16 protein-coding genes are annotated in these 20,332 nt (G+C 70.2%); 8 read left to right on the forward strand and 8 right to left on the reverse strand.

The features are described from left to right. Positions 1 to 24: 24 nt before the first annotated feature. The 7 genes from addA to regB form a co-directional block, all read right to left on the reverse strand. A complete protein-coding gene (addA, locus tag LR948_RS13395; RefSeq protein WP_232754573.1) occupies positions 25 to 3,396 on the reverse strand; it encodes a double-strand break repair helicase AddA in 3,372 nt (1,123 codons plus the stop codon). Beyond that, on the reverse strand, positions 3,393 to 6,353 hold the full coding sequence (addB, locus tag LR948_RS13400; protein WP_232754574.1) for a double-strand break repair protein AddB: 2,961 nt from the start codon (positions 6,351 to 6,353) through the stop codon (positions 3,393 to 3,395). The genes addA and addB overlap by 4 nt, the downstream gene beginning before the upstream one ends. Continuing rightward, on the reverse strand, positions 6,350 to 7,018 hold the full coding sequence (locus LR948_RS13405; protein WP_232754575.1) for a nucleotidyltransferase family protein: 669 nt from the start codon (positions 7,016 to 7,018) through the stop codon (positions 6,350 to 6,352). The genes addB and LR948_RS13405 overlap by 4 nt, the downstream gene beginning before the upstream one ends. Continuing rightward, positions 7,011 to 7,982 carry a phosphotransferase gene (locus LR948_RS13410; RefSeq protein ID WP_232754576.1) on the reverse strand — a complete coding sequence of 324 codons (972 nt, stop codon included), beginning with the start codon at positions 7,980 to 7,982 and terminating at the stop codon, positions 7,011 to 7,013. Before LR948_RS13410 ends, LR948_RS13405 begins: the two co-directional genes overlap by 8 nt. Continuing rightward, on the reverse strand, positions 7,976 to 8,452 hold the full coding sequence (tsaE, locus tag LR948_RS13415; RefSeq protein ID WP_232754577.1) for a tRNA (adenosine(37)-N6)-threonylcarbamoyltransferase complex ATPase subunit type 1 TsaE: 477 nt from the start codon (positions 8,450 to 8,452) through the stop codon (positions 7,976 to 7,978). The genes LR948_RS13410 and tsaE overlap by 7 nt, the downstream gene beginning before the upstream one ends. Before the next feature lie 220 nt (positions 8,453 to 8,672). Beyond that, entirely contained in the window at positions 8,673 to 9,842 is a 1,170-nt protein-coding gene (locus tag LR948_RS13420) for a PAS-domain containing protein (RefSeq protein ID WP_232754578.1), read from the reverse strand. A gap of 191 nt (positions 9,843 to 10,033) precedes the next feature. Continuing rightward, positions 10,034 to 11,425, reverse strand: coding sequence for a sensor histidine kinase RegB (regB, locus tag LR948_RS13425; RefSeq protein WP_232754579.1), 1,392 nt, complete (start codon positions 11,423 to 11,425; stop codon positions 10,034 to 10,036). An 82-nt stretch (positions 11,426 to 11,507) separates the two neighbouring features. Here regB and LR948_RS13430 point away from each other — a divergent pair, with 82 nt between their 5' ends. Then, the gene (locus tag LR948_RS13430) at positions 11,508 to 12,122 is read left to right on the forward strand and encodes an SCO family protein (RefSeq protein ID WP_232754580.1); all 615 of its coding nucleotides are present in this window, start codon (positions 11,508 to 11,510) and stop codon (positions 12,120 to 12,122) included. Positions 12,123 to 12,194: 72 nt separating this feature from the next. Beyond that, a complete protein-coding gene (locus tag LR948_RS13435) occupies positions 12,195 to 12,743 on the forward strand; it encodes an ActR/PrrA/RegA family redox response regulator transcription factor (RefSeq protein WP_304621976.1) in 549 nt (182 codons plus the stop codon). A 499-nt stretch (positions 12,744 to 13,242) separates the two neighbouring features. On the opposite strand, the gene LR948_RS13440 is transcribed toward LR948_RS13435, so the two are convergent. Continuing rightward, positions 13,243 to 14,154 (reverse strand): rhodanese-related sulfurtransferase, encoded by a 912-nt coding sequence (locus LR948_RS13440; protein WP_232754622.1) that lies wholly within the window; start codon positions 14,152 to 14,154, stop codon positions 13,243 to 13,245. A gap of 142 nt (positions 14,155 to 14,296) precedes the next feature. Between LR948_RS13440 and pncA the strand changes: the two genes are divergently transcribed. The 6 genes from pncA (at position 14,297) to LR948_RS13470 (ending at position 19,850) form a co-directional block, all read left to right on the forward strand. Further along, positions 14,297 to 14,893 carry a bifunctional nicotinamidase/pyrazinamidase gene (gene pncA / locus LR948_RS13445; protein WP_232754582.1) on the forward strand — a complete coding sequence of 199 codons (597 nt, stop codon included), beginning with the start codon at positions 14,297 to 14,299 and terminating at the stop codon, positions 14,891 to 14,893. A gap of 114 nt (positions 14,894 to 15,007) precedes the next feature. After that, positions 15,008 to 15,601, forward strand: coding sequence for a hypothetical protein (locus LR948_RS13450; protein ID WP_232754583.1), 594 nt, complete (start codon positions 15,008 to 15,010; stop codon positions 15,599 to 15,601). 2 nt (positions 15,602 to 15,603) lie between these two features. Beyond that, positions 15,604 to 16,896, forward strand: a complete 1,293-nt coding sequence (gene pncB, locus LR948_RS13455) for a nicotinate phosphoribosyltransferase (protein WP_232754584.1) — start codon at positions 15,604 to 15,606, stop codon at positions 16,894 to 16,896. Between the two features lie 82 nt (positions 16,897 to 16,978). Next, entirely contained in the window at positions 16,979 to 18,064 is a 1,086-nt protein-coding gene (gene hisC, locus LR948_RS13460; RefSeq protein WP_232754585.1) for a histidinol-phosphate transaminase, read from the forward strand. Then, complete coding sequence (locus LR948_RS13465; RefSeq protein WP_232754586.1) at positions 18,061 to 18,984, forward strand: prephenate/arogenate dehydrogenase family protein; 924 nt, start codon at positions 18,061 to 18,063, stop codon at positions 18,982 to 18,984. Before hisC ends, LR948_RS13465 begins: the two co-directional genes overlap by 4 nt. Next, positions 18,981 to 19,850 (forward strand): extensin family protein, encoded by an 870-nt coding sequence (locus tag LR948_RS13470; RefSeq protein WP_232754587.1) that lies wholly within the window; start codon positions 18,981 to 18,983, stop codon positions 19,848 to 19,850. The genes LR948_RS13465 and LR948_RS13470 overlap by 4 nt, the downstream gene beginning before the upstream one ends. The last annotated feature ends 482 nt before the right edge of the window (positions 19,851 to 20,332 follow it).

Consider the following 20,332-nt stretch of genomic DNA (forward strand, 5'->3'; position numbering starts at 1 on the left):
TGCGGAATGTCTTGGAGGACGAACCTATGGACCGGCCCCGGCAGAATCAAGTCGCCCCGCGCGGGCCAGGGCGGGTCCGGTCAGCGCCTCGGGCAGCTCCATGAGCGCACCCGTCGCGGTCCAGACCAGCACCATGTGCAGCGCCCGGCCGGGATAAATCTCTGCCAGCATCGCGCGATAGGCGCCCATCTGCCGCAAGAGCCCCTCGGGCACCGCCTCGGGCGTCCCGGGCACCTGGCGGTTGGTCTTGAAATCATAGGCGGTCACGCTTTCGGGAGTGACCGCCAGCCGGTCGATCACCCCGTAAAGCTGGCCGAGGCCCGGAAGTTCGGCGGACAGCGGCACCTCGGCGAGGGTCTCGGGCGCAAAGACCGGGGCCAGCGCCGGCGCGTCGAGGAGCGCCAGCGCCTCGGCGACCAGCGCCGCGCCCTCGGGCCCCTCCAGCCCCTCGCGCGCCAGAAGGTGCTGCGCGACCTCCGCGCGCCGCTCGGGCGGTAGCTCCGGCAGGCACTCCAGCAGGTGATGCACGAAGGTGCCTCGCGCCTGGGCGGTCTCGGTCTCCTCGCCGAGGCCCGGCAGCGCCTTGGCCCCGCCCAGGTCCGAGGGCGAAAGCGGCCCCGGATCGGCCGGACGCGGCGCGGCGGGACTGGCGAAAAACGGCTCCAACTCGGCCCGTTCAGCCCGCGCGGGCGGCGCGCTGGCCTCGGCGCTTTCGGGCAGGGCGCCCAGGGTCAGGCCCGAGCCGCCCTCGGTCTCATAGGTCTCGGCCCCGCAGGCCTCGAGCCCCTGCGCCACCTGGCCATACCAGGAGTCCTCCGGCGCCTTGCCGATGTCGCCCGCCGCCGCGACGATCAGCCAGGCCTCGGCGCGGGTCATGGCGACGTATAACAGCCGGTCGCGCTCGGCCTTCTCGCGGGCCTTCATCGCCTCGAGCCGCTCGGCCTGGGCGGCGGGCATCTGCTCCGAACGGGTCTTCCAAAGGGCTGTCTCCGGCGCGTCGGGCGTGGCCAGAAGGGCGGATTTCACCTGGCCCTGCGGCTTCTGGCATTCCGGCAGGATCACCACCGGCGCTTCCAGCCCCTTGGCGCCATGCACGGTCATCACCCGGATCGCCGCGCCCGCCGCCTCGGGGCTGCGCTTGATCTCCAGGTCGTCGGTCTGCATCCAGCCGAGGAAGCCGGTCAGCGAGGGCACGCTGCCCGACTCGTAGGTCAGCGCCTGCGAGAGCAGCGCGTCGATCCCGTCCTCGGCCTCGACCCCGAGCCGCCCGATCAGCCGGGCCCGCCCGCCGTGCCGCGTCAGCACCCGTTCGATCAGGTCGTAGGGCCGGAGGAAGTCGGTCTGGTCGCGCAGGTCCGACAGGATCTCCATCGTGCGGGGATAGTCCTCGGCCCGGGCGCGCAGCGCCTCCCAGAGGCTCGGCCCCTTGCGGCGATGGGCGAGGGTAAAAAGGTCCTGCTCGCTCAGCCCGAAAAGCGGCGAGCGCAGCGCCACGGCCAGCGAGAGGTTGTCCTCCTGCGTCGCCAGGAAGGACAGGAGCGCGCCGATGTCCTTGACCGCGCGTTCGGCCATGACCTTGAGCCGGTCGGCCCCGGCCACCGGCAGGCCGGCGGCCTTGCAGGCGCGGATGATCTCGTGAAAGAGCGCGCCGCGCCGGCGCACCAGGATCAGCACATCGCCCGCCTGCATGGCCCGGGGCGCGGAGGGCCCAAGCGCGATCGGCTGGCCCCGCGCGACGGCGGCGGAAATCTCGGCGGCGATGCGCTCGGCCAGGACCACGGTCGCATCGGTCGGCGCGTTGCGGTCGACCGGGTCCGACCAGGGGCCGTCTTCCTCGGTCTCGGGCTTCGGCACCACGGGCCAAAGGTCGACCCGCCCCGGCATCGCCTCGTGGAAGGCCAGGTGCCGGCCCTCGGCGGCAAAGCCCGAGCCCTCGGCGCCGGCGAAGGTCGCGTCGACCGCCCGCAGGATCGTGCCTGCCGAGCGGAAGCTGTAGGCCAGGGACCGGGTCTCGAGCGGCGCGCCCGAGGGGGCGAGCTGCGCGTCGAAGGCCTCGCGCATGCGGTCGAAGGCATCGGGGTCGGCGCCCTGGAAGGAGTAGATCGACTGCTTCTTGTCGCCCACCACGAAGATCGTGCGCCGGGCCTCGGCGCGGGCGCCCTCGCCGGCGGTGAACTCGCGGGCGAGCTTGGCGATGACCTTCCACTGCAGCGGGTTGGTGTCTTGCGCCTCGTCGACCAGGATGTGGTCGATCCCGCCGTCGAGCCGGTAGAGCACCCAGTCGGCCACCCGCTCGTCGGAGAGAAGGTCATGCGCCTTCTGGATCAGGTCGTCGAAATCGAGCCAGCCGCGGGCCTGTTTCTCGGCCTCGTAGCGCGGCAGGAAAACCTGGGCGAAGCGGTGCAGCGCCAGGTCGCGCTCGCAGGTAGAGAGCGCCAGCGCCCGGTCGCGCGCGGCCTCGACCCGCAGGGTCAGCTGGTCGAGCCGGTCGATCAGGGGGGCAAGGACCGGATCGCTGCGCAGGGCCTTCTTGGGGAAATTCTTGCGCGGGGTGCCGGCCTGGGTCAGAAGCCCCGCCTTTAGCGCCTCGAAGCTCTGCGCGTCGCGGCCCGTGGCCCCCGTCAGCGCCTCGGCCGCCTTGGCGTCGTTGCCGCCGCTTTGCCGCAGGATAGGGACGATTTCCGCGATCAGCTCGGCCTCGCCGCCCAGGAAGACCTCGGCCAGGAACGCCTCGGGGCCGTAGCCCTCGGGCAGCCCGTAGGCGGCGCCCAGCTCTTCGGGAGCGCGCGGCGGATCGAAGGCCGCGCGGCGGGTCAGCACCTCCTGCAACAGCCGGTCGAGGTTGTCGTCCTGGTCGGTGAAATGTAGCGCCAGCGCGGTGACATGATCCGCCTCGGGGCCGTTCGACAGGCTGTCGAGGATCTCGGCCCGCAGGAGCTGCGCGGCGCGGTCCTCCATCTCGCGGAAGTCCGGGCTGACCTTGGCTTCGAGCGGAAAGCGCCGCAACAGAGCCGCACAGAAGGAGTGGATCGTCTGGATCCGCAGCCCGCCCGGCGTCTCGATCGCGCGGGCAAAAAGCGTGCGCGCCTTCTGCAGGAAGACCCCCGGCAGCGCGCCCTCGACGCCCAGCTCGGTCAGCGTCGCGCGCAGGTCGGCGTCGCTCAGCATGGCCCAGGCGCCGAGCCGCCGGAACAGCCGGTTCTGCATCTCGCTGGCCGCGGCCTTGGTGTAGGTCAGGCAGAGGATGTTCTCGGGGGCCACGCCGTCCAGCAGGAGCCGCGCGACGCGGTCGGTCAGCACCCGGGTCTTGCCCGAACCGGCATTGGCCGACAGCCAGGTCGAGACCTCGGGCCGGGCCGCCAGGACCTGGGCTTCGCTTGCCGCGTCGCGGGTCATGTCAGCACCTCCGGGTCCGCGGGGTCAGAGACCGACCATTCGCCCAGCCGCGAGAGGTCGTCGTAATCCGAGATGGCCTGATCGCTGAACATCGCCCGCCGCGCGGTGAAGCCCTTGTCGGGCGAAAGATAGCCCGCCACAAGCGTCTCGAACATGGCCCAAACCGTGGCGGGCTGCATCTCCTCGAGGGGGGCTGCCACCTCTTTCGTCTCGGAGCCGATCTGCAGGTAATGCGCCGAGCCCACGCCGCGCGGAGTGAGGTTCTCGAAGGCCCCGCGCATCACCAGTGCCGCGGTCAGCAGCAACTGCGGGTCGAAGCTTTTCTGCTGCTTCTCCGAAGGCGGCGCGCCGGTCTTGTAGTCGTAGAGATGCGCATAGCCGAGATCGTCCATGTCGATTCGGTCGGCGCGGGTGATCAGGGTGAAGTCCAGAGGCTCGATCCGCGTCTCGCCGCCGGTCTCGATATGCGCCAGCCGGGCGCGCGCCTGCCGGGCCTTCTCGGCCTCGACGAAGGGCAGGGCGACCCGTCTCAGACGTGCATGCCAGAGCTGCCGGGCCAGAGGAAATGGCACCTTTTCGGCCAGAACAGTCTCGATTTCCCGCAGGAAAGCCTCGGGCGTCGGCGCCAGCCCCGCGTCGCGCATGGCCTTGCCGAAGCGCTCCAGCGCGTCGTGGATCACCACCCCGCGCAAGAGCGCGTCGGGCGCCTGCATGAGCGGGTTCAGCGGATCGAGGCGCAGCACCTCCTTGGCGTAGATCGCGTAAGGATCGCGCACCAGCGTCTTCACCTGCGTCAGCCGCAGCTTGCGCGGCCGGGCCTCGGCGGGCGGCTTGGGCGAGGGCCGGGTGGCCGGGGCGCTGACCTCGGGCGCCTCCAGCGCCGCGACCCGCGCGCGCCAGGCGTCGCCGCGCGCGCGCATCTCGGCCAGGGCGCTGTCGCCCTCGCGTTCGGGCAGGCCCTCCATGAGGTTCGTCAGCCGGTTCAGCCAGCGCGAGGGCACGGTGTCGGCGTCGTCGGATTTCACCGCGCGGGTCAGCCAGACCTCCCGCGCGCCGATCGCCTGCTGGAAGTCATGCGCAGCGAGGCCGATGCGCCGTTCGGGCAGTGTCAGACCCGCTTCCGCGCGCATCCGGCGGTTCAGCCAGGGGTCGGCCTTGGGCGCCTCGGGCCAGCTGCCCTCGTTCAGCCCGGCCAGGATGATGAGGTCCGCGCCCATGACGCGCGCCTCGATGGTGCCCCAGATGCGGATGTCGCGATGCACCGTCTCGCTGCGGCGCACCTCCTCGCGGGCGAGGATCGCGCCGAAAAGCTCGGCATAATCCCGCGCGGTCAGATCGGCGCCCGCGTCCGCCTCGGCGGCGAGGTCGTCCATGACCATCCGCAGGCTGCGGCCCGCCTCCTTGTCCCAAAGCGCGGCGGGCCCGGCCCCGGCGCTGCCCGCGACCACCGCCTCGGCCAGGGCGCGATGCGCGGCCACCCAGTCGGCGAGCGGCCGGGTCCCGGTGGCGCGCGGCGCGCAGAAACAGCGCCCGAGCCAGGCCGCCCAGCGGGTTTGGTCCGCCTTCTCGCCCCAGGCCGCCAGCGCCTCGGCGTCGGGATAGGGCATGCCCTTGCGGCGGATATGTGTCTCTAACTTGGGCAAAGCGGCGGTATGCGGACTGCGGTCGCGGCCCGGGTCGTCGCCGCCGTGGCAGAGCGGATGCTTCAGAAGCGCCAGCAGGCTCTCCGCCGTCAGATCCTCGTGCAGAAGCGCCGCCACCTGCCGCAAGAGCCGCCCCGGCGGGCTGAGCTGCGCGGGCTGGCCGGCGGAATCGTCCGGCACGATGTTCCAACGATCGAGCGCCGCCGAGACCTGCCGGGTCAGCACCCGGTCGGGCGTGACCAGCGCGGCGCGCGTGCCGTCCTCGGCGGCCTGGCGCAGGCGCATGGCGATGGCCACGGCTTCCTCGCGCGGGTTGGCGGCCTCGAGCAGCGTCATGCCCTCCGTCGCGGCACGCAGCGGCGGCAGCTCCGGCCCCTCGGCGCGCCATTGGTCGGTGACCGGCGCGGGCCGCAGCGCCAGGGACACCAGCCGGTTGCGCGCGGGCGCGGGCGCATCACCGCCCCAGGGCCGCACGTCGGCGGGGCTCGCGCCTAGGTCGCGCAGCAGCCGGGCAAAGCGGAACTGCGGGTGATCCTCGCCCGGCTGGCTTTGGTCTTTGCGCGGCATGTCGTCGATCAGCTGGTCCCAGACATGCCGCGGCAGGTCAAAGTCGAAGCCCGGCAGGATCACCGCCCCTTGGGGCAGACGCGCGACGGCACACATCATCTCGTGGGTGGTGCCGCGCGAGCCGGTGGAGCCCGCGACGATCACCGGGTGGCTCGGCGGGGCCTCGTCCCAGGTCTCCAGCCGGGCCTCCAAAGCGCGACGTTGCAGTTGCGCGGCATCCGGCGCGGGATGCGTGGCCTCGAAATAATGCTGCACGATGCGCAGGAATTGCAGCGCGCGCTCCCAATGGCCGGAGAGGTCCGAGACGTCGAGCGCGGCGATGGCCTCGGGCGGCACATCCTCGATCTGCATCTCCTCCATGAGCTGCGCGAGGCTCTCGGCCAGGTCAAAAAGCGCCGCGCGCGGGGCGAGGTCGGGCTCCTGGTCCAGGAGCCGCGAGACCAGCGCGGTCAGCTCGAGCCGGCGGCGGAGCGGCGGCACGGGGGCCGGCAGGAGCGCCCGCAGCGCGGGGTCGCCGGTTTCGGTCAAAAGCCGCAGGCGCGGCAGGAAACCCGCGCGGTGATTGGCGAATTGCTCGGTCACGCGGCGCCGCATCCGGGCGCTGTTGAGGAAGAGCTCGGCCCGGGCCATGGCCTCGGGCGGCAGGCTCTCGTGGCGCGCGGTCAGGCCCCGGACCAGCTCGGCGGGGAAGTCCGCGCCGGGCGGCAGGGCGTAAAGCCGCGGGGTCGGGGCATCCGCGAAGATCATTGCGCCAGCATCTCCTCGGCCAGGGCGATGCCCTCGGGGTGGCCGACGTCGGCCCAGCGGCCGGGGTAGTCGCAACCGTAAAGCCGGCCCTCCGCCGCCATGCGGTTCCACAGGAGGTTCAGCGAAAAGACCCGCTCCGGGATCTCGGAAAGCGCTTCGGTCTTGAGGATCTGCACGCCGGTGTAGACGTGATTTCCCCCGCGTTCGAGCCGCATATCGGGCCCAAGGGCGAAGTCGCCGCCGCCTTGCCGCCCGACGGCGCGCGTCACCGGCAGGCAGAGGAGCAGCGCGTCCATCCGCGCCGGATCCCAGGCCTCGGCCAGCACCTCCAGCGGATTGGGCCCGGCGAAGACGGCATCGGCGTTCATTGTGTAGACCGGCCCGGCGCCAAGCTGCGGCAGGGCGTTGCGCAGACCGCCGCCGGTGTCGAGGATCTCCTCGGTCTCGACGATGACCTGCACGTCGCGCCCCTCGAGGTGCCGCTGGATCTGGTCGGCGTGGTAATGCGCGTTGACCACCCGGCGCGGCAGGTGGTCGGCCAGCGCCAAGGTGCGGTCGAGAAGCGTCTGGTTTTCGACCCTGATCAGGGGTTTCGGGCGGGATTTCGTCAGCGCGCCCATGCGCGTGCCGAACCCAGCGGCGAAGATCATCGCGGCCTCAGGCATGGCGTTTCATATGTTCTCTCACGGCGGGCTCCGGGGCGGGCAGAAGGTCGGTGACGCGGGGCGTGAGGTCAGCCAGCGCCGGGTGGCGCAGGTCGCGCATCAGGTGGGCCCAGACGCGGGGCATCATGTCGACGTAATGCGGCTTGCCCCGGACCGCGGCCAGCCGGGCGAAGATGCCCAGGATGCGCAGGTTGCGCGCCGCGCCCTGGACCGCAAGCGCGGCGGAGAACCCTTCGTCCGAGAGGCCGGTTGCGCCGAGATAGAGCCTGATCGCGGCCTCGCGGGCGGGCTCCGAGACATCGCGCCGCGCGTCCTCCAGCAGGGAGACCACGTCGTAGGCGCGGTGGCCGACCAGCGCGTCCTGGAAGTCGAGAAGGCCCGCCCGCGCCGGGCCTTCACGCTCGGGCAGCCAGATCAGGTTCTCGGCGTGGTAGTCGCGCAGGATGGTGACCGCGCAGTCCGGGCAGTGACGGTCGATGGCGGCGCTCAGCGCGGCGGCCAGGTCGGTGCGGTCCTCTGGGCGCGTCTCGGTGCCCGCGCCGGTCAGATACCAGCCCAGCGCATCCTCGGTCTGGCGGGCGAAATAGCCCGCGTCGGCGCGTGCCAACCCGGGGGGCGGCGACAGCCGCTGCAGCGCCAGAAGCGCCTCGATCGCGGTTTCATAGAGCCTGATTTCGGTCGCCTCGTCGCGGTCCGCGAGGCCGGCAAACAGCGCGTCGCCCAGGTCCTCGATCAGGAGAAGCCCCGGCGCCTCGGCCAGGATGCGCGGGGCGCTGAGCCCATGTTGCGTCAGGTAGCGCGCGAGCGCGGCGAACCGGGCGGGATCGCCCTCGGGGTCCTCCATCAGGATGGCGCTGCCCGAGGGCGATTTCAGCCTTGTGTAGCGCCGCGCGGAAGCATCGCCCGCGAGCGGGCTGCGGCGGGCCGTGTCCCATCCGGCGGTGGCGAGAAACGTCTCTAACACGGGGCAATCCCGTCGAGTTTGGCCGCCCAGCGGGCGTCGCTCCAGCTCAGGTCCAGGAGCCGTTCGTCGGGGGATGCGCCGTCCGAGAAGGCCAGCGACAGCGCGGTCTCGGGGGCGACCTCCTGCAGGCGGTCGGGCCATTCGATCAGGCAGATCGCCGTGTCGAAGGCTTCGGCGAGGCCCAGTTCCAGCACGCTGTTGGGCCCGTCGAGGCGGTAGAGATCGGCGTGCCAGATCTCCGTCTCGGGCGTCTCGTAGGTCTGCACCAGCGTGAAGGTGGGCGAGGGCACGTCCTCGGGGGTGGCGAGCCGGGACTGGATCAGGGCGCGGGCGAAATGGGTTTTGCCGGCGCCGATGCCGCCCGAGAGGAGGAGCACGTCGCCGGGGCTTAGCCGGGGGGCGAGGGCCGCGGCCAGCGCGGCCGTGGCCTCGGCGTCGGGCAGGGGGATGTGCAGGCGCTGGGCTGGCATGGGCGCGAGACTATCGCGCCCATGATCACTCGCAAGAGGGGATCGCGGATCGGCCGGGTGACGCGGCGGCTGGGGGTGGCTTGTGGTGGTGGCTGGACGGTCTGTGCGAGGGTGCGGCGCGGGCAGGGGGGATCAGGCGATATGCGACGAAAACCTCTGCACAGAGCCTGATATTGCCCGGATCAGCTCACCTAGAACACCCGGCCCTAACTGCCGCGGATCACCCCGCCCCGCGTCCCGGCCCCCGCGAGAAGCGCACCAGCAGCGCGCCCCCGGCGAGCGGTGCGCAGGCCACCGCCAGGAGGTGCCCCGAGGGGCCCGGGGCGACGCCCTGCCAGGCCTCGCCCCGGTCGCGCGCCTCGAGCGCGGAGGCGACCTCGGACCAGCCCTCCCCGGGGGCCGATTTCGCGCGCCATTCGGCCAGCGCCTCACCCAGCGTCGCCTCGCGGATCTGCGCGCCCGCGTCGAAAAGCCAGAGCCGCCGGTAGCTGGCGTTCGAGAAGATGCAGATGCCGCCCGCGTCGAAGACCGCGATGGCGTCGCCCAGCGCCTCGATCACCGCGTGGTTCAGGGTCAGCTCCTCGCGGAAGCGGCGGGTCAGGGCGATCTCGGAGCTGATGTCCTCGAAGAGGAAGGCGATGGCGCCGTCGGGATGGGCGCGCCCGGTGATCCGGTAGGTGGTCTCGTCGGGCAGGCTCCAGGTCTCGGTGTAGCGGTCCTCCTTGGCGGCCTCCACGAGGTCGGCGAGATGGGCGCGCCAGTCGGCGTAGCTTTTGGGTTCCGGCATGACCCGGCTTTCGCGCAGCTGGTCGAAGAAGGTCACCAGCGTCGGCCGGGCCGAGAGGAAGGGCGCCGAGAGTCTTGTGAGATCCAGGAGTGCGGGGTTGAACAGCGCGAGCTGCCGGTCGCGGTCGAAGATCGCGAGGCCGGTGGGCAGCGATGCGAAGGTCTTGCCGAGCGTCTGCACGAAGGTCGCCCGGGCGGTCTCGGCGGCGACCAGGGGGCCCGCGTCCTGGGCATAATGCAGCGCGCCGCCGCGGGTGGCGCGGGTCTGCACGTCGAACCAGCCGGGCGTGGCAGGGCCCTTGGGCTCGAGCCGGATGCGGCGCACGGCGCGGCGGTCCTCGGGGACGGGGTCGGGAAAGACCCGTTCCGCCCCGATGCGCGCGGCGAGGCGGCGGTAACTGGCATTGGCCCAGAGCAGGTTGCCGGTGGCCGAGGTCAGCCAGATCGGCGCGGGGGCGCGTTCGGCGGCGAGCCGTTCGGCGCTGGCGGGACGCGGCAGGCGGGCGCCGCGCGCCGGGCCGGGCAGGGCGCCCTGCAGGGGGCCGATCAGCACCAGCGCCAGCCCCGTGCCCACCAAAATCGCGAAGATCGCCGCCCCGGCCATGCGCCCCTCCAAGAGAACGATCCTCAGGCTGGCAAGATTCGGTTAACCACGGGTTAACGGCCGGTTAACCCTGTGGGGCGGGGCAGGGTGAGACGGTCGATGAGGGCGCGAAAAGCGGCGGTCAGGCTTCGTCCGAGAACACCGCGCGCCGGACCGCCGTCACCAGCACTCACGCCGGTGCAGAGCCACAGTCATCCCTCGAAAGGCCGGTTCTGCCCCATCGGCGCCCGCGCCGCGCGGGTGTCCACGGCGACCGCGGAGAGCGGCCAGACAACCTCGACGATGGCGCCGCGCCGGGGGCCGCCGCTGCCCGCGAAGGGGTCCGAGCCATTGGCGAAGCTCAACTCCGCCCCGGTCCGTTCAAGCAGCGTCTTGGCGATGAAGAGCCCCAGCCCCATGCCCTCGTAGGCCGGGCGCTGGCCGCGGTCGGTCTCGGTCCGGCGCGAGCGCATGAAGGGGTCGCCGATCCGGCCCAGGAGATGCGGCGGGAAGCCGCTGCCGTCGTCGACGATGCGGATCGAGACGAGGTCGTCGGACCAGAGCGTCTCGATCCAGACGGTGCTGCGGGCGAAATCCACCGCGTTCTGAATCAGGTTGCGCAGCCCGTGGATGATCTCGGGGCGGCGCAGGACCAGGGGCTCCTCCTCGCTGCCGCCGGGGCCGCGCTGGGCCTCGACGCGGATCACCTTGCCGCGGTCCTCATGCGGCTCGGCGGCCTCGCGGATGACCTCGAGAAGCGGCGCCTGGCGGAGCTGCAGGTCGTCCTTCCCGACCCGCCCCATGGAGCGCAGGATATCGCGGCAGCGGTCCGCCTGTTCGCGGATCAGCAGCGCGTCGGACTGCAGCTCGGGCCGGTCGTCGAGCTCTTCGATCAGCTCCGAGGAGGTCAGCTTGATGGTCGCCAGCGGCGTGCCCAGCTCGTGCGCGGCCGCCGCCACCACCCCGCCCAGGTCGTTGAGCTTCTGCGCCCGGCCCAGCGCCATCTGCGTCGCCGCCAAGGCGTCGCCCATGGAATGCATCTCCTGGGTGATGCGGCGGGCGTAGATCGAGATGAAGATCAACGCGATCGTGATCGCCGCCCATTGCCCGAAGACGAAGAGGTCGGGAATGCGCAGCAGCTCGCCCGCCTCGGTGGTCAGCGGCAGGTGGTAGAAGACCAGCCCGGTGACCAGCGCGAAGGCGGTGATGTTCAGAAAGACCGTGCGCGCCAGGGGCAGCACCGCCGCCGAGACGGTGACCGGCGCCAGGATCAAGAGCGAGAAGGGATTGTGCAGCCCGCCGGTCAGGAACAGCAGGAAGGCCAGCTGCAGCACGTCGAAGAGCACCATGAGCAGGTTCTCGGTCTCCGACAGGCGTTTGTTCTCGGGGAAGATGAACATCGCCACGAGGTTGCCGATGATCGAGATGCCGATGGCCAGGATGCACAGCCCGGTCTCCAGGTCCATGCGGTAGACCTGTTCGGCCACCACGATGGCGGCGAGCTGGCCGGCGATGGCAAACCAGCGCAACAGGATCATGGTGCGCAGGCGGATCCAGTTGGCGCGGCGGCCTTCGCCGTAAATGCCGATGTCGGCGTCGGTCATCTGCGCCAACCTGTCTCTTGCGGGCGGTGTGGCAAGTGATAAAGCCGGGGCGGTTCCGAGGCAATCGCGGAGGGTGCGACCCATGCGCTGGATTTACGTGATAGCGGCCGCCCTGGTGCTGGCGGCGGTGACCGGGGTGACGGTCTTCTGGTCGGTGCTGCGCGGCGACGCCGAGACCTTCGCCTCCTGCCGCGAGGGCGCGGTGGCCGGCAATATCGGCGGTGAGTTCACCCTGGTGAACGGCGCCGGCGAGACGGTGACCTCGGAGGCCTTGGTCAGCGAGCCGACGCTGGTCTACTTCGGCTATACCTTCTGCCCGGACGTCTGCCCCTTCGACACGGTGCGCAACGCCGCGGCGATCGACCTTCTGGCCGAGGAGGGCGTGGAGGCCCAGAACGCCTTCATCACCGTCGACCCCGCGCGGGACACCCCCGAGGTCGTGGGCGAGTTCGCCCAGGCGATCCACCCCGAGATGATCGGCCTCACCGGCAGCCCACAGCAGATCCGCGAAGCGGCCGAGGCCTTCCGGGTGATCTACCAGGTGCCGCAGGACCCCGAGGACGAGTATTACCTCGTGAACCACACCACCTTCACCTACCTCCTGATGCCCGAAGAGGGCTTCGTCGACTACTTCCGCCGGGAGGCCCCGGCCGAGCAGATCGCCGAGCGTGTCGCCTGTTTCGCCGAGGCAGCATGACGCAGCGGTTTGACCGCATCCCGGCCCGCGCCTAGATCAGAGGCACTCCGGCAGGACCGGAGGCAGGCAAGGATGCACAAGATGCGCGAGCTGGGCGACGACATTTCGCTGCTACTGGTCGATGACGACGAGCCGTTCCTGAAGCGGCTGGCCAAGGCCATGGAGAAGCGCGGCTTCTCGGTCGAGACCGCCAGATCGGTCGCCGCCGGCAGCGCCATCGCCACCGCGCGCCCGCCGGCCTATGCGGTGGTCGACCTGCGGCTCGAGGACGGCAACGGGCTCGATGTGGTCGAGGTGCTGCGCGAGAAGCGCCCCGACGCGCGGATCGTGGTGCTGACGGGCTACGGCGCCATCGCCACGGCGGTCGCTGCGGTGAAGATCGGCGCGACCGACTACCTGTCGAAGCCCGCCGATGCGACGGACATCGTGAACGCGCTGCTTTCCGACGGCGAGGAACTGCCGCCGCCGCCAGAGAACCCGATGTCCGCCGACCGGGTGCGCTGGGAGCACATTCAGCGGGTCTACGAGCTGTGTGACCGGAACGTCTCCGAAACCGCGCGGCGGCTGAACATGCACCGCCGGACGCTGCAGCGGATCCTGGCGAAGCGCTCGCCGCGGTAGGGGGCGCTGGGCGTCGAGCGCCGCGCGGTTTGCGCTCGGTGCCGTTCGCCCCGGTTTAGAGCCGCATTTCCGCCCGCACCGGTCTCGTCCTGACCTCACCGCCCAACCCCAAAGGCGCGGAACAAGGCCGCAGGCCGCCGCGCCTGCGCCGGACCGGCCCGGCGGTCTGGCGCTCCTCAGAGGTCAGCGCGACGCTTGCCTCTTGTCCTGACATTGCCGGGATAAAGCGCGCCGTTCGGCGGTTGGAAGCGCCAGACCCCGGTCCGGCGCAGACGCGGCTTTTCACCTGGAGAGGGGCGGGTTTCCCAGCGTTAGAGACGGATCTGCGCTCTAAGCGCAGTCACTAAGCGCGGTCACCGAGCGCGGTTACCCAACTTAGCGCAGTCACCCAGCGCCGTCGGCCAGGCCCAAAGGATGCCGCACTAAACCCGGAACCGCCGCACTAAGCCCACAACCGCGCACCAAGCCCCCGCGCGTATTTTACCGACAGGCCCCAGACCTACTCCCCGGACCCCGCCAGGTGCCGCTCGCCCCGCGCCCGCGCCAGCGCGATCTGCCGCTGCCTCTCGCGGAAGCGGGCCTTGTCTTCGGCGCTCGTTTCCGCGGCGCAATGGTGGCAGGCGACGCCTTCCTCGAACTCCGGGCGGGCGCGGTCCTCGGGCAGGATCGGGCGGCGGCAGGCGTGGCACAGCTCGTGCGGGCCTTCCGCGAGCCCGTGCCCCACCGAGACCCGGCCGTCGAAGACGAAACATTCGCCCTGCCAGGTGCTCTCGGCCTCGGGGACTTCCTCGAGGTATTTCAGGATGCCGCCCTTGAGGTGATAGACCTCTTCGACCCCCTGGCCGATCAGCCAGTTTGTCGATTTCTCGCAGCGGATGCCGCCGGTGCAGAACATCGCGATGCGCTTGTTGTGGAAGCGGTGCTTGTTCGCCTCCCACCAGGCGGGGAAGTCGCGGAAGCTCTCGGTGCCGGGGTCGATGGCGCCCTCGAAACTGCCGATCGCCACCTCGTAGGCGTTGCGGGTGTCGATCACCGCCACGTCGGGGGCCTGGATCAGCGCGTTCCATTCGGCGGGCTCGACGTAATGGCCGGTGCGGGCGCGCGGGTCGACCTCGGGTTGGCCGAGGGTGACGATCTCCTTCTTGAGCCGCACCTTGAGCCGCGCGAAGGGGCGGGCCTCGGCGGTGGAGAACTTCACCTCCAGATCGGCGCAGCCCGGCAGCGCGCGGATATATTCGAGCAGCGCCGCCACCCCGGCCTCGGGCCCCGCGACGGTGCCGTTGATCCCTTCGCGCGCAATGAGCAGCGTGCCGGTCACATCGCCGGCCTCGGCCCGGGCGACGAGCCCTAGCTTCAGCGCGGCCGGATCGGCGAAGGGAGTGAAGTGGTAAAGCGCGGCGATCTGATACATGCCCTGCGAGATAGGGTAGCGGGCCTGCGTCGCGCAAGTCCCGCCCTGCACGGGCTGGGCCCCGCCGCGCGCCCCGCCGCCCCTTGCCTCCGCGCCGCGGGCGGTTAGGGTCTGCCCCGCGATCCGCGAGAGGAGAGACAGCATGCAGGCGCTTCTGGTCATCGACGTGCAGAACGACTTCTGCCCCGGCGGGGCGCTCGCCGTGGAGGGAGGCGACGCCGTGGTCGCCCCGATCAACGCGCTCATGTCCGCCTATGAGACCGTGATCCTGACCCAGGACTGGCACCCGGCGGGCCATTCCTCCTTCGCCTCGGAACACGCCGGCAAATCGCCCTTCGAGATGACCGAGATGGATTATGGCCCGCAGGTCCTCTGGCCGGATCACTGCGTCATCGGCTCCAAAGGCGCGCGCTTTCACCCCGATCTCGACACCGACCGCGCCGACCTGGTCCTGCGCAAGGGCTTCCGCCGCGCGATCGACAGCTATTCCGCCTTCTTCGAGAACGACCACGCCACGCCCACCGGGCTCGAGGGTTACCTGCGCGAACGCGGGATCACCGATCTGACGCTGGTCGGGCTGGCCACCGACTTCTGCGTGAAGTTCTCGGCTCTCGACGCGGCAAAACTGGGCTTCGGCGTCACCGTGAAGCGCGACCTCTGCCGGGCCATCGACCTCGAGGGCTCGCTGGCCGCCGCGCTCGACGAGATGGCCACCGCGGGGGTGCAACTGACAGGTTAAATCCCTCGTCTGGTGTTGAGAGAGTGCATTCACTCCCGCCACCTTGTCATGTGGTCCAACGGAAGCTTTAACCTGTTAGCGCCGAGCCCATTGCGTAAACGTGAGAGGTAATAGGTGAAGACTGTCGAGGTAACTTACGGGCGATACCGTCTTTTATCCGCCAAGCTCGGTGAGCGCTTCGTTGCGCGCGCATTCTACGCAAGGGGTGGCAAGCGCCGTGGAATCGTCGCGGAAGCCGAGGGCGACGGCGCTCAAGGCGCTCTCGATGCGCTCCGCGGGAAATTGGACGATCTGCAGCGGCGCCAACGATCGGCGCGACGTCGTGACGAGACGCTTGGTTTTGACGTTCCGTCTGTATCGGAGTTCGAGGAAGCGCTGGGAACGGCATCACTGTCCAAAATCCAGTGGAGGATGCTCGAAGCGCACGCCAAGACAGGGGCCGATGGAATGACGGCCGGTGAGCTTGCGTCTGCAGGTGGTTATTCGGACTTCGAGGTCGCAAATTCGATCTACGGTCGTGCAGGCCGGTTGGTGGCCGAAGCCATTGACGTTGTGCCGCCGATGTCCACGACGCGCAGCGAGGAAATGCCGACAGGCGTGCTTGCTGGCGTTGGCAAACCTCGAAAAGACACTGGCAATTTTGTTTGGGTGATGCACGCCGAGCTTCGCGAAGCGCTTGAAACAATCGGTTCCGGCGAAAGGAATTAAACTTGGTCGACATCGCCACACGCGTCTGGAACCACAAGTGGAAGATCGACCCGATCGTCCGCTCGCTGATCGATACGGACTTCTACAAGCTCCTGATGTGCCAGTCGGTGTTCCGCAACAAGCGCGACACCCAGGTGACCTTCAGCCTGATCAACCGCTCCTCGCATGTGCCGCTGGCCAAGCTGATCGACGAGGGCGAGCTGCGCGAGCAGCTTGACCACATCCGCTCGCTCTCGCTGCGGCGGGGCGAGTCGACCTGGATGCGCGGCAACACCTTCTATGGCAAGCGGCAGATGTTCCGGCCGGACTTCATGGACTGGTTCGAGAACCTGCGCCTGCCGCCCTATCACCTGGAGCGGGTGGGCGACCAATACGAGCTGACCTTCGAGGGCTCCTGGCCCGAGGTCATGCTCTGGGAGATCCCGGCGCTTGCGGTGCTCATGGAGCTGCGCGGCCGGGCGGTGCTGAACGACCTCGGCCGCTTCGAGCTGCAGGTGCTTTACGCCCGCGCCATGACCCAGCTCTGGGAAAAGATCGAGCGGCTGCGCGGCATCGAGGGGCTGCGCATCGCCGATTTCGGCACCCGGCGGCGGCACAGCTTCCTCTGGCAGGATTGGTGCGTGCAGGCCATGTACGAGGGGCTCGGGGACCGGTTCACTGGCACCTCGAACTGCCTGATCGCCAAGAACCGCGACCTCGAGGCGATCGGCACCAATGCCCACGAGCTGCCCATGGTCTACGCGGCGCTCGCCGAGGATGACGCGGGCCTCGCCCAGGCGCCCTACGACGTCCTGGCCGACTGGCACGAGGAACACGAGGGCAACCTGCGGATCATCCTGCCCGACACCTATGGCACCCAGGGATTCCTCGATCGCGCGCCGGACTGGCTGGCGGGCTGGACCGGCATCCGCATCGATTCCGGCGACCCCGCGGCGGGCGCCGAGATCGCCATCGACTGGTGGAAGGCCCGGGGCGAAGACCCGCGCGAGAAGCTGGTGATCTTCTCCGACGGGCTCGACGTGGCCAAGATCGAAGAGCTTTACGCGCGGTTCGCCGGGCGGGTCCGGGTCTCCTGCGGCTGGGGCACGCTTCTGACCAACGACTTCCGCGGGCTGGTGCCGGGGGACCGGCTGGCGCCCTTCAGCCTGGTCTGCAAGGCGGTGGCCGCCGAGGGCCGCCCGACGGTCAAGCTGTCGGACAACCCCAACAAGGCCATGGGCCCCGAGGACGAGATCGCGCGCTACAAGCGGGTCTTCGAGGTCGGCGCGCAGAAACGCTTTGACGTGACGGTGTGACACGCCGCCTCCGCCGGGCGCTTCGCGCTTTTCACGGCTCCGGCGGGCCGCTATAGCCGGGGAACGAGGAGAGCGCGGACAAATGACAAAAATCGCACCCAAACCCGGCATCATGGACATCGCCCTGTATGAGGGCGGCAAGGCGGCGGTCGACGGCGTGTCGAACGTCATCAAGCTCAGCTCCAACGAGAATCCCTTCGGCCCGCCCGAGGGCGCCAAGGAGGCGATCCGCCGGGCGCTGCACGAGATGCACCGCTATCCCTCGTCGGATCACGCCAGCCTGCGCGCCGCCATCGGCGAGGTGCACGGGCTCGATCCCGAGCGGATCATCTGCGGCACCGGCTCGGACGAGATCATCCACTTCCTGTGCCAGGCCTATGCCGCGCGCAACGACGAGGTGATCCACACCGAACATGGTTTCGCCATGTACAAGATCAGCGCCCGGGTGGCCGGGGCCAAGCCCGTCGAGGTGCCCGAGAAGGAGCGCGTGACCGATGTCGACGCGATCCTCGCGGCCTGCACCAAGAAGACCAAGCTGGTGTTCCTGGCCAACCCCAACAACCCGACCGGCACCATGGTCGGCCTCGCCGAGATCGAGCGGCTGGCCGAGAACCTGCCGCCGCAGACGCTGCTGGTGCTGGACGGGGCCTATGCCGAATACGTCGAGGGCTACGACGGCGGCGCGCATCTGGTCGAGAGCCGCGAGAACGTGGTGATGACCCGCACCTTCTCGAAGATCTACGGGCTGGGCGGCATGCGCATCGGCTGGGCCTATGCGCCCAAGGCGGTGATCGAGGTGCTGAACCGCGTGCGCGGGCCCTTCAACCTGTCGAACATCGCGCTGGCCGCTGCCGAGGCGGCGATCCGCGACGCCGACTACGTGAAGAAGTCCCGCGACGAGAACACCCGCCTGCGCACCTGGCTGGCCGAGGCGCTGATGGAGCACGGCGTGCCCTCGGACACCTCGACGGCGAACTTCGTGCTGGCGCGGCTCTCCTCGCCGGAAGAGGCCAAGGCCTGCGACGCCTTCCTGCAGAAACAGGGCCTGATCGTGCGCCGCGTCGGCGGCTACGGGCTGCCCTCGGCGCTGCGGATCACCGTGGGCGACGAACCCTCCTGCCGCCGCGTGGCGCATTGCATCGGGCTGTTCAAAGCGGGGGAGCGATGACGGCTCCGGTCTACGGAAAGGTCGCGCTGATCGGGCTCGGGCTGATCGCCTCGTCGATGTACTGGGCGATGTCGCGCCGCGGCCTCGTGGGCGAGGTCAGCGGCTACGCCCGCTCCGAGGCCACCCGCGAGACCGCCCGCCGGATCGGGCTATGCGACAGCATCGCCGAAAGCGCCGCCGAGGCAGTGGCCGATGCCGACCTCGTGGTCCTGGCCGTGCCGGTGGGCGCCATGGGCGCCGTTGCCGAGGAGATCGGCCCGCATCTGAAGCCCGGCGCGACCGTCACCGACGTCGGCTCGGTCAAGAAAGAGGTCATCTCCGCCGTCGGCCCGCATATGCCCGAGGGTGTGCATTTCATCCCCGGCCATCCGCTCGCCGGGACCGAGCATTCCGGCCCCGAATCGGGCTTCGCCACGCTTTTCGACAACCGCTGGTGCCTGCTCGTGCCGGTCGAGGGCTCGGACCGCGCCGCCGTGGCCCGACTCAAGACCTTCTGGGAGGGCCTCGGCGCCCAGGTCGAGGAGATGGACGCCGAGCATCACGACCTGGTGCTGGCCGTGACCTCGCATACGCCGCATCTCATCGCCTACACCATGGTGGGCGTCGCCGACGACCTGCGCCGGGTGACCGACAGCGAGGTCATCAAGTATTCCGCCGCGGGCTTCCGCGATTTCACCCGGATCGCCGCCTCGGACCCGACCATGTGGCGCGACGTCTTCCTGACCAACAAGGAAGCCACGCTCGAGATCCTGGGCCGCTTCACCGAAGAGCTCTTTGCCCTGCAGCGGGCGATCCGCAAGGGCGACGGGGCGCATCTGCACGAGTATTTCACCCGCACCCGCGCGATCCGGCGCGGCATCATCGAAGCCGGCCAGGACACCGACGCGCCGGACTTCGGCCGCGTGAAGGTGGAGCGGTGAGGGGCGCGCTGGGCCTTCTCTTGCTGGCGCTGGCCGCGGGGCCGGCGCTTTCCGCGGCGCCCGAGGTTTCGCCCCGGCCCGAGGCGCGGGTCGTGGTCATGCCCGAGGCGCAGCCGATGCGCCCCGAGGCCCGGCCCGCGGCGCAGGTCGAGGCGCTGATCGCCGAGGAACTGGCCGGGCGTTTTGAGCGCCTCGCCCCCACCGCCGAGGCCGCGCGGCTCGCCCGCGAGCGTGCCTTCGCCGCCGCCAGTCGCCAGGCCGTGCCGCGCGCCCTCAGGCCGCTGATGCGCAGCGGCGGGCTCGTGGAAAAGGCCATGGCGCGCCAGCGCGACCGCCGCGGCGGCGCGCTTTGCGGCGATCCGGCGCTTCAGGGCGACTACGTGGGTTATGTGCCCGGCCGCATCCGCGGCTGCGGGATCGAGGATGCGGTCGAACTGCGCTCGGTCTCGGGCGTGGCGCTGAGCCAGCGCGCGCTGGTGCATTGCTCGACCGCCAAGGCGTTGAAGCGCTGGGTCGACCGGGTGGCGAAACCCTCGGTCGGGCGGGTCGGCGGCGGCATCGCCGAGCTGAAGGTGGCGGCGCATTACTCCTGCCGGACGCGCAACAACCAGCCCGGGGCGAAGATCTCCGAGCATGGCAAGGGCCGGGCGATCGACATCTCCGCGATCAACCTGCGCGACGGCTCGCAGTTGAGCGTCTTGGGCGGCTATCGCACCGACTACCAGGGCCCGATCCTGCGGCGGATGTACAAGGGCGCCTGCGGGATCTTCGGCACGACGCTGGGGCCGGATTCGGACCGGTATCACCAGGACCACTTCCACTTCGACACCGCGCGCCATCGTGGTGGGGCGTACTGCGGGCCGTGAGGGGTGGGCGTTGGGCGTATCGCCTAGCTCACCACGCCTTTGCCTCTGCAAACCGCCCTTTCTTGCGCCCGAATAGCATCGAAGATGCCGGGCGCGCGCCGGACCGGCCCCTTGGGCCGGCGCTCCTGTGAGTGGCGTGCACCGCTCATCTCTCCTCCTGACCTTGCAGCCATAAAGCGCCTCGCTCGGAGGTCGGCAGCGCCGGCCCCCGGCCCGGCGCGCGCCCTCCGTTGCGCGGGGTGATGGCGGGGTGGTGCACGGGTGGGGGCCGCTGGGGCGTCATGGGGGACGTTGGTGCGGTGGAGAGTGGCGCGAATGGGCGTCGGATGTGGCGTCGCGGGGCGTCGAGGTGCGACGGTCGTGGTGCGCGGGGTGTCTCGGGAGCCTCTTAGTTACACTCGTGCGGAGCGTTTCGCTTCGAAACTCAGGTCCCTGGGCACTCTCCAAAACGGTGGAGGCCGAAATCCGTCAACCTGATCTCC

Source organism: Roseivivax sp. GX 12232, assembly GCF_021272185.1.
In the GTDB taxonomy this organism is placed as follows: domain Bacteria; phylum Pseudomonadota; class Alphaproteobacteria; order Rhodobacterales; family Rhodobacteraceae; genus Roseivivax.

Excerpts from the sequence above, each read along its gene's own strand:
- LR948_RS13430 (WP_232754580.1), top strand. The coding sequence starts at position 11,508 with ATGCGCTGGATTTACGTGATAGCGGCCGCCCTGGTGCTGGCGGCGGTG.
- addA (WP_232754573.1), bottom strand. The coding sequence starts at position 3,396 with ATGACCCGCGACGCGGCAAGCGAAGCCCAGGTCCTGGCGGCCCGGCCC.
- LR948_RS13420 (WP_232754578.1), bottom strand. The coding sequence starts at position 9,842 with ATGGCCGGGGCGGCGATCTTCGCGATTTTGGTGGGCACGGGGCTGGCG.
- LR948_RS13440 (WP_232754622.1), bottom strand. The coding sequence starts at position 14,154 with ATGTATCAGATCGCCGCGCTTTACCACTTCACTCCCTTCGCCGATCCG.
- addB (WP_232754574.1), bottom strand. The coding sequence starts at position 6,353 with ATGATCTTCGCGGATGCCCCGACCCCGCGGCTTTACGCCCTGCCGCCC.
- LR948_RS13465 (WP_232754586.1), top strand. The coding sequence starts at position 18,061 with ATGACGGCTCCGGTCTACGGAAAGGTCGCGCTGATCGGGCTCGGGCTG.
- pncA (WP_232754582.1), top strand. The coding sequence starts at position 14,297 with ATGCAGGCGCTTCTGGTCATCGACGTGCAGAACGACTTCTGCCCCGGC.
- tsaE (WP_232754577.1), bottom strand. The coding sequence starts at position 8,452 with ATGCCAGCCCAGCGCCTGCACATCCCCCTGCCCGACGCCGAGGCCACG.
- hisC (WP_232754585.1), top strand. The coding sequence starts at position 16,979 with ATGACAAAAATCGCACCCAAACCCGGCATCATGGACATCGCCCTGTAT.
- LR948_RS13435 (WP_304621976.1), top strand. The coding sequence starts at position 12,195 with ATGCACAAGATGCGCGAGCTGGGCGACGACATTTCGCTGCTACTGGTC.
- regB (WP_232754579.1), bottom strand. The coding sequence starts at position 11,425 with ATGACCGACGCCGACATCGGCATTTACGGCGAAGGCCGCCGCGCCAAC.
- LR948_RS13405 (WP_232754575.1), bottom strand. The coding sequence starts at position 7,018 with ATGCCTGAGGCCGCGATGATCTTCGCCGCTGGGTTCGGCACGCGCATG.